Below are 12,415 nucleotides of genomic sequence, written 5' to 3'. Positions count from 1 at the left end.
CGCATTGGAACGGACATCGGCAATGGGGGAGCGAGTCATGAACCGGCTCAAGCGTGTGGCGCAATGGCGGGGGGCGGCGTGGTGCGTCGGTCTGGCCGGTGCAGCAACGCTCGTTTTGCCGCTGTTGCTGGCGCAAGCCGCTCGCGCCCAGGTGGCGCAGCCCACGCTCGAAAAAATCCAGGCGGCGAATGCGATGGCGATCGGCTATCGCGAGACTTCCGTGCCGTTCTCGTATGTGGATGAGAACGGCAACGTGACTGGTTTTTCGCAGGACATCTGCAACCGTGTCATCGACGCCGTGAAGGCGAGGACACATCGCCCGAATCTGGCGGTGCGCTTCATTCCCGTCACTTCGCAGAACCGCATTCCGCTCGTGCAAAACGGCACCGTCGATCTCGAATGCGGCGTCACCACCAATCTCCGGGCGCGCCACAGTCAGGTGACGTTTTCCGATACGTTCTTTGTCGCCAGCACGCGACTCCTGACGCACAAGAATTCTGGCATTCGCGATTTCCCGGACCTCGCCGGCAAGACCGTGCTCACCAATCAGGGCACGACATCCGAGCGCATCCTGCGCCGCACGAATCTCGAGAAGCATATGAACATGCGGGTGATCAGCGCGAAGGATTACGGGGAAGGGCGCGCGATACTCGAATCGGGCCGCGCGGTCGCATACATGATGGACGACGTGCTGCTCGCGGGCACGAGATCGTTGACCGCGCATCCATCTGACTGGGTAATCGTCGGCACGCCGCAATCCTGGGAAGCCTATGCATTCATGCTGCGCAACGGCGATCCGGCTTTCCAGCGGCTCGTGAACGACACGATGAGCGCACTCATGAAAAGCGGCGAGATCGATGCGCTCTACACCAAGTGGTTCAACCAGCCGGTGCCGCCCAAGGGCGTGAACTTCGGGTTTCCGATGAGCGACATGCTGCGCGCGCTCTACGCGGCACCTAACGATCGTGCGTTCGACTGACGGGTGGCAGCCGCGCGGGCCGGCTGGTGGTTGGGCAGGCGCGAACGGGGCTTTGCCGTTCGACGCGCGGACGTGAGATGATTCCGGTCCCGGCGCGCAGGCCGTGTGCGGCGCAAGCCCGGGTTGGCAAGGCGCCGTGCTCAATGAGCATGGCCCATGCGCGCGGCGAATCAACGAACGGGAGCGGACATGCAGGAAGCAGGCAACACGGTAGTGATCGTCGGGGCAGGGCATGCGGGCGGCAACGCGGCAGCGCTGCTGCGGCAGTATGGTTTCGAGGGACGCGTCGTGCTGGTGGGCGAAGAGCCGGTGCCGCCGTATCATCGCCCACCCCTGAGCAAGGCCTACCTGAAGGGCGAAACGGAGCTCGAGCGGCTTTGGCTCAAGCCGCGCCAGTTTTACGACGACCAGCGCATCGAGCTGAAGCTCGGCGCGAGCGCACAGTCGCTCGACTGCGCGAACCACACACTCGCGCTCAGCGACGGCACGACGCTGCAATACAGCAAGCTCATTCTGGCAACCGGCTCGACGCCGCGTGCGTTGACGCTGCCTGGGCACGAGCTCGCGGGTGTCATGGCGCTGCGCTCGCTCGCCGACGCCGACGTGCTGCGCGAGCGCGTGAGGCCCGGCGAGCGGCTCGTGGTGATTGGCGCGGGCTATATTGGTCTCGAGGCCGCCGCCGCGGCGCGCCAGCTCGGACACGAGGTGACCGTGCTGGAGGCCGCGCCGCGCGTACTCGGGCGCGTGACCGGCGAGACCGTTTCCACCTTCTACGAGAACGAGCATCGTGCGCAAGGCGTCGATCTGCGCCTGAACGCGAAGATCGAGGCGTTCGTGGGCGAACAGGGCAAGCTTACGGGCGTGAAGCTCGCAGGTGGCGAAATCGTGCCGGCCACGCTCGCGTTGATCGGCATCGGCATTACGCCGAATGTCGGGCTGGCGCAGGCGGCGGGCATTGCGTGCGTGAACGGCATTCAGGTCGATGAAGATGCGCGCAGCTCCGACGCCGACGTGTTCGCCGTTGGCGACTGCGCGAGCCGGCCGCTCGCACACTACCGCCGCACGGGGCGTCTCGAGAGCGTGCACAACGCGGTCGAGCAGGCGAAGCTCGCCGCATCGGCCATCGTCGGCAAGGCGCGTCCCGCGTGCGATGCGCCGTGGTTCTGGTCCGATCAGTACGACCTCAAGCTCCAGACCGTGGGCCTGAACGAAGGCTATGACGAGACGGTCGTGCGCGGCGACCCGGCTGCGCGCCGCTTCGCGGTCTACTACCTGAAAAACGGCGCGCTGCTGGCGGTCGACGCGGTGAGCTCGATGCCGGATTTCCTGTTCGGCAAGAAGCTCGTGGGTTCGGGCAAGCGGCTCGACGTGGGCGCGCTGCGGGATCCGGCCACGGACCTCGGCAAGTTCGCGGCGGCGGCGCTGGCATAGCCGCTGGCATTGCGCGCTTCGACTGAAATGCCAATGTCGTAACATGTTGCCTCGGGCCGGCTCACAGAGCCGGCCTGCACAGTGTTTCTTATCGGCAACAAACACCATCAGGCGACATGGCCGCATTTTTCACGCTTCTCACGCTTCGACTCCGCCCCGGACCCTGCTCGTCTCCTGCTGCAATTTCCTCCACGGCTCGCGGAGGCCGCGTTTGAGCGCGCGCGAATTGCCCGCGGGGCTGATGCTCGTCCACGGCAACGAGCCGGAGCGGCTTCGCGACCTGATCGTGCAATGGATCAGCCAGCACCCGATCGCACCGCTCGAAAAGGAAATGCTGCTGGTGCAGAGCAACGGCATTGCGCAATGGCTCAAGCTCGCCTTTGCGGCCGATCCCGAGGACGGTGGCTGCGGCATTGCGGCCGCGCTCGAAATGTCGCTGCCGTCGCGCTTTCTCTGGGCGGTCTACCGCGCCGTGCTGGGCGAGGACGCGGTACCGCCGGTTTCGCCGTTCGACAAGTCGCGCCTCGTCTGGCGCCTCATGCGTATGTTGCCCGCGTTGCTCGATACGCCCGGCTATGAACCGCTCAAACGTTTCATGGCGAGCGACGAAGAGCAGCGCAAGTGCTTCCAGCTCGCGCAGCGCGTGGCCGATCTGTTCGACCAGTACCAGGTTTATCGCGCCGACTGGCTCGCCGCATGGGCCGCGCACGACGATGTGGTGATCGACGCGCGCAACAACCGCATTCCGCTGACTGACGACGCGCGCTGGCAGGCTGCGCTCTGGCGCGCGCTGCTCGACGACGTGAGCGCGAATGCGCCGCAAGGCAGCGCGGCGGCGCTCACGGGCCGCGCCGCCGTGCACGAGCTTTTCATGCAGCGCGCGCAGGCGTGGCAGGAGGGCGATGGGCGCCCGCGCGGGCTGCCGCGCCGCCTCGTCGTGTTCGGCATTTCGAGCCTGCCGCGCCAGTCGCTCGAAGTGCTCGCGGCGCTCGCGCGCTGGAGTCAGGTGCTGCTGTGCGTGCACAACCCGTGTATGCATTACTGGGCCGATATCGTCGCCGACCAGGATCTGCTGCGCGCGCGGCACGCGCGCCAGCGCCGTCGTGCGGGCACGCCCGTGGTGCTCGACGAGTCGCAACTGCATCTGCACGCACAGCCCTTGCTGGCGGCGTGGGGCAAGCAGGGGCGCGACTTCATCGGCCTGCTCGACGAATACGACAGCGACGAAGCGCGCGAGACCTACGCGCCGCATTTCACGCGCATCGGCCAGCGCATCGACTTGTTCGACGGCGGCGACGCGCACACGTTGCTTCAGCAATTGCAGGACGACATACGCGATCTGCGGCCGCTGGCGGAGACACGCGAGCACTGGCCCGCCGTCGATCCGCAAATGGACGAATCGATTCGTTTCCATGTCGCGCACAGCGCCCAGCGCGAAGTAGAAATCCTGCACGACCGGCTGCTTGCAGCGTTTGCGGAGGACCCCGCTTTGCGGCCGCGCGACGTGATCGTCATGGTGCCCGATATCGAGGTCTACACGCCGCATATTCAGGCCGTGTTCGGGCTCGTCGATAGCGACGACCCGCGCTATATCCCCTTCAGCATCGCGGACCGCGCGCAGCGTACGTTCGACCCGCTGATCGGCGCACTGGAGATGCTGCTTTCGCTGCCGCACGCGCGCGTGACGGTCAGCGACGTGCTCGACCTGCTCGAAGTGCCGGCCGTGCGTGCGCGCTTCGACATCGACGCCGAGGACGTGCCCACGCTGCGCAACTGGATCGATGGCGCGAACATCCGTTGGGGCCTGCATGGCGAGCAGCGCGCGAGCCTCGGCTTGCCGCAGGGTGAAGACGCGAGCGCGCCCAATAGCTGGGCCTTCGGGCTGCGGCGCATGCTGCTCGGCTATGCAGCGGGCGATCGCTCGGGCACGTGGCGCGGCATCGAGCCGTATGCGGAAATCGGCGGGCTCGACGCCGCGCTGCTCGGGCCACTCACGCGTCTTGTCGATGCACTCGATCACGCGTGGCGTTCGCTGCGCGAGTCGGCCACCGTGGACGTCTGGTGCGAGCGCCTGCGCGAATTGAAGACGACGTTCTTTGCGGCGGGCGAAGGCGAGGACGCCTATACGCTCGAACGCCTCGACAACGCCCTGGAAACGTGGCGCGAAGCGTGCAGCGAGGCGGCGCTTGCGAATGCGCTGCCGCTCGCGATCGTCGCGGAGAACTGGCTCGGGCAACTCGACGGCGGCGGCCTTGCGCAGCGCTTTTTCGCGGGCGCGGTGACGTTCGCGACGCTTATGCCGATGCGTGCGATTCCGTTTCGTCACGTCTGTCTGCTCGGCATGAACGACGGCGACTATCCGCGCAGCCGCACGCCGCTCGATTTCGATCTGATGCGGCGCGACTATCGGCCTGGAGACCGCTCGCGCCGCGAAGACGACCGTTATCTGTTTCTCGAAGCGCTGCTTTCCGCGCGCGATCATCTGCATATTTCGTGGGTGGGCCGCAGCGTGACCGATAACACGCCGCGTCCGCCCTCGGTGCTCGTCGGCCAGTTGCGCGACCATCTGAAGACCGGCTGGCGCCTCGAACACGACGAGAACGATGTGCATCGCGCACCGCAGGCGTTGCTCGATGCGCTGACGATCGAGCATCGTTTGCAGCCATTCAGCGCGGACTATTTTCCCGCCGACCAGAACGGCGCAACGCTCTACACCTACGCGCATGAATGGAGCCGCCCCGCGCCGCTGGCCGGTGCGGCGCAAGCGGATGCGCCATTGCCCCCGTCCGAGCGCGACGAGCCGCTTTCCGTGCGCGAACTCGGCGAATTCCTGCGCGATCCGGTGCGCAGCTTCTTTCGTCAACGCCTGCGCGTAGGACTCGAAATGCAGGACGAGGCGAGCGAGAACCACGAGCCCTTCGAAGTGGATGCCTTGCAGGCGTGGCAATTGCAGGGCGAACTGATTCGCGCGCAGATGACGGCCATGGAGCGCGGCGAGGAGAATCTCGATGCCGTGGCGCGCGCGCGGCTCGATCGCATGCATCGCAGCGGTGATTTGGCGGCTGGCGGCTTTGGCGAAGTCATCGGCGAGGAACTGCTCGCGCCGATGCAGGACCTGTTCGACGCGTGGCGCAAGGCGCTTGCGCGCTGGAGCACGCCGCTCGCGCGCCAATACGAAATTCGTCTCGATGCGCAGATCGATGGCCGCGCGTTAGTGCTTCAGGACTGGATCGACGACGTGCGCGAAGGCGAAGGCGGCGCACTGGGGCGCGTCATTCTCGATGCCGGCACGCTGGTGAAGGACAACAAGTATCGCGGTGATCGTCTCGTCGCCTATTGGGTCGCGCATATCGCCGCGCAACTTGCGGCGGGTGCCGTGACCACGGTGATCGTGAGCAAGGTGGGCGTGGTGGAGTTCGCGCCCGTCGCGCCGGAAATCGCGCGCCCGTGGCTGCTCGCGTTGCTTGCAGCGTGGGACGAAGGTGGGCGCAGGCCATTGCCGCTTGCCGTGAAGACCGCGTTTGCCTGGCTGCGCAAGCTGCCGGTGGATTTCGATCCGGCGTCCTCGATGGTGCCGCCGCAAGCGTGGGACGCTGCGCGCACGGCGTATGAGGGCGCGGCGCGCCTGGCGGGCGAGCGCGATACCAATCCCTATTTGCGCAGGGCGTTTGCCGATTTCGACCGGCTAGTGGATGGCGGAGAATTCGTTGCGCTGGCAACGTCATTGTTGCTGCCGGTACAGCGCGCTCCGCTTGCTTCATCGAAGCCGGGGCGCGTCGCGCCGGATGTTGCCGATACCGCTGGAGAAGCCGAATGACCCCGCACACGACCCCGCCGGACGACATGGTCGCCGACGTGCTGGAGCCGTTGCGCTTCCCGCTTCATGGCAGCCGCCTGATCGAGGCGAGCGCGGGCACCGGCAAGACGTTCACGATTGCGATGCTGTACGTGCGGCTGGTGCTCGGCCATGGCGGGCAAGACGCGGACGCCGAGCAGAACGAAGCGATGAGCGCGCCCGAGGGGATGCGCCCTTTGACGCCACCCGAGATTCTCGTGGTGACCTTCACGGATGCCGCCACGAAGGAACTGCGCGAGCGCATTCGCGCGCGGTTGATCGAAGCGGCCGAGTATTTTCGCGCGCTGCCCGAAGACATTGCGCGGTGTTCGCCCGGTGCTGATCTGTTGCATGATCTGCGGGAAGAGTACGCGCCAGAGCAGTGGCCCGCATGCGCCCGACGCTTGCAGCTTGCCGCCGAATGGATGGACGAGGCCGCCGTTTCGACGATCCACGGCTGGTGCAATCGCATGCTCAGTGAGCATGCGTTCGACAGCGACAGCCTCTTCTCGCAGACGTTGGAAACCGACCAGACCGAATTGCGTGCCGAGGTGGTGCGAGACTATTGGCGCACCTTTATGGCTGCGCTCGATGCACAGAGCGCTGGAGAAGTGCGCGCATGGTTCGCGAGCCCCGATGACTTGCATGGCGCGATTCGCGGCTTGCTTGCGCACACGGAGCTGCTGCCCGACGCGCCGGCGCCCGAGGTGGCATTGCGCGATGCCCGCGAGCGGGCCCAGCAGGCGCTCGAAGCACTCAAGGAACCATGGCGGGCCGGCGTCGACGGAGCGCAGGCGCTGATCGCCGCCGCGCGCGCAAAGAAGCAGTTCGACGCGAAGAAGCTGAATACGCGGCACAGCGAAATGTGGTTCGACAAGCTGCGCGAATGGGCAAACGATCCGTTGGGCACGCATCCCGGCTTCAAGGACGACGCGGCAGTGTGGACTCGTCTCACGCCAGCCGGGCTTGCCGAAATCTGGAAGGACGGCGAGCCGCCCGCTCACGCGTGTTTCTCCGCGATGGAGACGTTGCGCGAAGCGCTCGCCGCGCGCCCCGAGGCGAAGCTGCCCATTCTGTGCCACGCCGCGCGCTGGATCGCGCAGCGCTTCGAGCAGGAGGAAGCCCGCCGCTCGCAAATGGGTTTCGACGACTTGCTCACGCGTTTGCTTGCTGCGTTGAAGAAACCCAACGGACCGCGTCTTGCCGAGATCATTCGCAAGCAATATCCGGTTGCGCTGATCGACGAGTTTCAGGACACCGATCCAGTGCAGTATCGGATCTTCGATTCCATCTACGACATCGAAGCGAATCGCAGCGAGACGGCAATCGTCTTGATCGGCGATCCCAAGCAAGCGATCTATGCGTTTCGCGGCGCCGACATTTATACCTATCTGCGTGCGCGGCGCGCGTGCACGGGGCGTCTTTATACGCTGAAGAAAAATTTCCGCTCCACGCGAGCGATGGTCGATGCGGTTAATCGTTGCTTCGAAGCCGCGGAGTCGCGACCGGAAGGCAGTGGTGCGTTTTTGTTTCGCGGCGGGCAAGGCAAGACGAACGCGTTGCCGTTTGTCGCGGCGGACGCGCATGGCCGCGCCGACGAACTGGTTGCGGACGACCGCGCACTCGCGGCGCTCAATATATGGTGGCTGCCCGCCACGGAAGACGGCAAACCGTTGAGCAAGACTGCATATTTCGCCAGCATGGCTGCGAGTTGCGCGAGCGAAATGGTGCGGCTGCTGAATCTGGGGCAGACGCAGGCAGCGGGCTTCGATGGTGAACATGGCATGAAGCCCTTGCGGCCGGCTGATATGGCCGTGCTCGTGAACAATCGCGACGAGGCGCGGGCCATTCGTGAGGCGCTTGCGCAGCGTGGCGTGCGCAGCGTTTATCTGTCCGATCGCGATTCCGTTTACCAGACGCCGCAGGCGGAGGAGTTGCGCTACTGGCTGGGCGCTTGCGCGGAACCCGACGACGGCCGCCTCGTGCGCAGCGCGCTTGCAACGGCAACGCTGGGCCTCGCGTGGGGCGAGCTCGATGCGCTCGGTCGCGACGAAATCGCCTGGGAGGCGCGCGTGCTGCAGTTCCGCGGCTATCGCGAGGTGTGGCGCAAGAAGGGCGTCCTGCCGATGCTGAGGCGTTTGCTCAACGACTTTCATGTGCCGCAGCGTTTGCTCAGGCAGAGTGCGGCCTCGGGTCTCAACGGCGAACGCGCGCTCACAAATCTGCTGCATCTGGCCGAACTGCTCCAGCAGGCCAGCACGCAACTCGATGGCGAGCATGCGCTGATTCGCTATCTCGACGAGCAGCGCGAGGACGAAAGCGCGGGCGGCGGAGGCGACGCTCGCCAACTGCGCCTCGAAAGCGATGCGGGGCTCGTGCAGGTGGTGACGATACACAAGTCGAAGGGGCTTGAATACCCGCTCGTGTTTCTGCCCTTCGCATGCGCCCATCGCGCCGTGAAGGACGACGACGTGCCGCTCAAATGGCACGACGAGAACGGCGATCTGCATGTCACGCTCGAAGCGGACCCGCACGTGCTCGTGCAGGCCGACCGTGAGCGGCTTGGCGAGGACCTGCGCAAGCTGTACGTCGCGCTCACGCGCGCGCGTTACGCGACGTGGATCGGCTATGCACCTGTGCAAAGCGTGGAGGCGAGCGCGTTCGGCTACCTCGTCGGGGGCGGGGCGACGTTGCCGGTGGACCAGAGCGAGACGCTGCTCGAGACATTGCGTGGATCGTGCGCCGACATTGCCGTGACGCAGGCACCGAAGCCAGGCAACGAAATATTCGCCTTGCAAGCGCCGGACGAGGCGCGCGGACAAGCTCGCGTGTTCCCGCGGCGCGCGCGCATGCCGTGGTGGATCGCGAGCTATTCGAGCCTGAAGACGGTGGAGGGCGCGCAGGATGCCTACGCCGCGCGCGCGGAAGAGGATGCGCGCACGGCCCCCGATACGCGTGGCGAAGACGTGTTCCTCGAACTGCTGGGCGCAAGCGCGCCCGTTGACGAAGATGCCGAGCTTGTCGTGCCCGAGGCCGCCGCAATCGCGCCGATGCACGGTTTCGAGCGCGGCGCGGATGCAGGCAGCTTCCTGCATGAACTGATGGAGTGGGTCGCAAACGAGGGCTTCGCGGAAATCGCGCAAGACCGCGACACGGCGCGTTTGCGCGACATGATCGCGCGCCGTTGCAGCGTGCGCGGCTGGGATCGCTGGATCGACACGCTCACGCTGTGGATGCTGGAATTCATCAGCATGCCTTTGCATTTGCCGCCGATCGGCGGCGAGGCCGTGTCGCCCGTCGAGCTTTCGTCGCTCGACAAGCCGTCGTATATGGCCGAAATGGAGTTTTGGGTCGCCGTGCACAAGGTGGACACGCAGGAACTCGATGCGCTCGTCACGGCAATGACATTGGATGGCGCGGCCCGTCCGCCACTCGATGCGGCGCGGCTCAATGGCATGCTCAAGGGTTTCATCGACCTCGTGTTCATCCACGAGGGCCGCTATTACGTGGCCGATTACAAGTCGAACTGGCTCGGCCCCGACGACGCTTCCTATACGCCTGCAAGAATGCGCTCGCAAATTCTCCACTCGCGCTATGAATTGCAATACGTGCTGTACCTGTTCGCGCTCCACCGCCTGCTCAAATCGCGCCTGCCCGAGTACGATTACGATCGCCACGTGGGCGGCGCGGTCTACCTGTTCCTGCGCGGCGGCCACTCGCCGAGTCAGGGCCTGCATTGCGAACGCCCGCCGCGCGAACTGATCGAGCGACTCGATGCGTTGTTCGCGCATCGCGGCATGTTGGAGGGCGCAGCATGACGAAGCGGCGTACCACGGCGGCGCGCGGGCCGAAGGACGGCATCGGCGTGACTGGGGATCTGTTCGCGCAGTTCGACGAGCCACTCGATGCCGGCCAGGACGGGAGGGCGAATGAGCCGGCACCAATCGCTGGTCAGGTCGATATGGTTGCGCATGCAACGTCATATGAGTCGTCCGCGCGGATGCTCGGCACGCTCGGCCGTTGGGTTGAGCGCGGCTGGCTGCGCACGCTCGATGGCGCCTTTTCCCGTTTTCTGCTCGACGAAGCGCCCGGCGCGCCGCCGCTCTTGTTGCTGGCGGCAGCGCTTGCGAGTCATCAATTGGGACGCGGACATGTTTGTCTCGACTTGCAGGCGACGCTCGACGATCCGGCGTTCGCGCTGTCCTTGCCACCCGACGGTCCGCAGTTGCCCGCCGACGAGCCGCCGCTGCCGCCTGCCGAAGTGCTGGCTGGCGTGACGCTCACGCAGTGGCTGGCCGCACTCGACGTACCCGACCTGGCCGGACGCGAGCAGGGCACCACGCCGCTCGTGCTTGCCGGCACGCGCCTCTATTTGCGGCGCTACTGGCAGTACGAGCAGGACGTGCGCGCGGGCATCGAGGCGCGGCTTGCACTGGGCACACGGCTCGAGGCCGGGTTGCCGGCGTCGCGCGCGCGCCACGCGCTCGACATCCTGTTCGAGCCGCGCCGCGCCAATGCGAAAGGCGCGGACTGGCAGAAACTCGCCTGTGCGCTCGCGGCGCGCAGCGCCTTCGGCATCATCACCGGTGGTCCCGGCACGGGCAAGACCACCACAGTTGTGAAATTGCTCGCGCTATTGCAGACGCTTGCGCTCGGTCAGGCCGCAGAGGGCGGGCGGCCGCTGCGGATTCGTCTCGCCGCCCCCACCGGCAAGGCGGCGGCGCGGCTGAACGAATCGATTGCCAGCGCCGTCGCGCGGTTGCCATTCGAGGCGCTCGCGCAGCAGCTTGGCTCGCATCAGATGGACGCCGCCATGCTGCGCGGCACAATCCCCACCACGGTGACCACCTTGCATCGCGTGCTCGGCACGCGGCCGGGCAGCCGGCGCTTTCGTCACGATGCGGGTAATCCGCTGCCCGTGGACGTGCTCGTGATCGACGAGGCCTCCATGGTCGACCTCGAGATGATGGCGGCCGTGCTCGACGCCTTGCCGCCCACGGCGCGTCTCGTGCTGCTCGGCGACAAGGACCAACTGGCCTCGGTGGAGGCCGGCGCGGTGCTGGGCGAACTTTGCAACCGCGCGCGTGAAGGCCACTACACGCAAGCGTCGCGTGCGTGGCTCGAAGCCGCGACGGGCGAACGAATCGATGCCGGGATGCTCGACGCGCACGGCACGCCGCTCGATCAGGCGGTGGCCATGTTGCGCGAGAGCCACCGTTTCGCATCGCAAAGCGGGATCGGCGCGCTTGCCGAACTCGTCAACGTGGGCGACGCCACAGGCGTGGCGAAGATCTGGCGACACGGGTACGCGGATCTTGCACGGCTCATCTGCCCCGCGCACGACGATGCGCCGCTGCGCGCGCTGATCGTCGATGGCATCGTGAGCGAGACACTGGATGAAGGTGCACGTGAGCGGCACGAGAACGCTGCACAGCGGCGCGGCTACCGGCATTACCTGCTCACCATGGGCGTCTTGCGTCCCGCGCCGGGTGCATCGCCCGAGGCTTTGTCCGTCTGGGCGGCCGAGGTGCTGAAGGCGCACACCGAGTTCCAACTGCTGTGCGCGCTGCGGCGCGGGGCGTGGGGCGTGGAAGGGCTCAACCGGCGCATCGCGCGGATTCTGCAGGAGGAGGGGCTGATCGAGCCGCTCGGCGACTGGTATGCAGGCCGGCCAGTGCTCGTCACGCATAACGACTACGAACTGGGCTTGATGAATGGCGATATTGGCATCGCGCTGGATTTGCCGGTGGCGGCCGGCACGCCCCCAGTGTTGCGGGTGGCATTTCCGGCCGGCGACGGCACGGGCGGCGTGAAATGGGTGTCGCCGAGCCGCTTGCAGGGGGTCGAAACCGTGTTCGCGCTGACCGTCCACAAGTCGCAGGGCTCCGAGTTTACGCATGCAGCCCTCGTGCTGCCCGATACCTACAGTCCGATTCTCACGCGCGAACTCGTCTACACCGGCATCACCCGGGCGCGCGCGTTTCTCACACTGGCGCTTCCCGAAGGGCGTTCAGTGCTCGACCGCGCAGTGCAGGCCAAGGTTCAGCGTGCGAGCGGCTTGATGGCGGGTCTTGCCCACAATGTAGCGGCCGCCTGAAGCTGAAGCGCCGGATCGCCGGGCCGGAGTTTCTCATCCGATAACGGGAAAATAAAAGGTCGAGCCGCGCAGG

5 protein-coding genes are annotated in these 12,415 nt (G+C 66.2%); all 5 read left to right on the top strand.

The window, feature by feature from the left end:
• The first annotated feature begins 37 nt into the window (after positions 1-37).
• Positions 38-979, top strand: coding sequence for a transporter substrate-binding domain-containing protein (locus P5W99_RS22450; RefSeq protein ID WP_434663021.1), 942 nt, complete (start codon positions 38-40; stop codon positions 977-979).
• A gap of 189 nt (positions 980-1,168) precedes the next feature.
• Positions 1,169-2,410, top strand: a complete 1,242-nt coding sequence (locus P5W99_RS22445) for an NAD(P)/FAD-dependent oxidoreductase (RefSeq protein WP_434663019.1) — start codon at positions 1,169-1,171, stop codon at positions 2,408-2,410.
• A 211-nt stretch (positions 2,411-2,621) separates the two neighbouring features.
• Positions 2,622-6,227 carry an exodeoxyribonuclease V subunit gamma gene (recC, locus tag P5W99_RS22440; RefSeq protein ID WP_434663017.1) on the top strand — a complete coding sequence of 1,202 codons (3,606 nt, stop codon included), beginning with the start codon at positions 2,622-2,624 and terminating at the stop codon, positions 6,225-6,227.
• A complete protein-coding gene (recB, locus tag P5W99_RS22435; RefSeq protein ID WP_434663016.1) occupies positions 6,224-10,063 on the top strand; it encodes an exodeoxyribonuclease V subunit beta in 3,840 nt (1,279 codons plus the stop codon). Before recC ends, recB begins: the two co-directional genes overlap by 4 nt.
• Positions 10,060-12,342: an exodeoxyribonuclease V subunit alpha gene (gene recD, locus P5W99_RS22430; protein WP_434663013.1), complete on the top strand. Its 2,283-nt coding sequence runs from the start codon at positions 10,060-10,062 to the stop codon at positions 12,340-12,342. Before recB ends, recD begins: the two co-directional genes overlap by 4 nt.
• Positions 12,343-12,415: the final 73 nt, after the last annotated feature.

Source organism: Paraburkholderia sp. A3BS-1L (genome assembly GCF_051125215.1).
GTDB lineage: Bacteria > Pseudomonadota > Gammaproteobacteria > Burkholderiales > Burkholderiaceae > Paraburkholderia.
Note: the sequence above shows the minus strand (reverse complement) of the source record. Positions and strands in the feature narration are given on the sequence as shown.

Excerpts from the sequence above, each read along its gene's own strand:
- recB (WP_434663016.1), top strand. The coding sequence starts at position 6,224 with ATGACCCCGCACACGACCCCGCCGGACGACATGGTCGCCGACGTGCTG.
- P5W99_RS22450 (WP_434663021.1), top strand. The coding sequence starts at position 38 with ATGAACCGGCTCAAGCGTGTGGCGCAATGGCGGGGGGCGGCGTGGTGC.
- recD (WP_434663013.1), top strand. The coding sequence starts at position 10,060 with ATGACGAAGCGGCGTACCACGGCGGCGCGCGGGCCGAAGGACGGCATC.
- P5W99_RS22445 (WP_434663019.1), top strand. The coding sequence starts at position 1,169 with ATGCAGGAAGCAGGCAACACGGTAGTGATCGTCGGGGCAGGGCATGCG.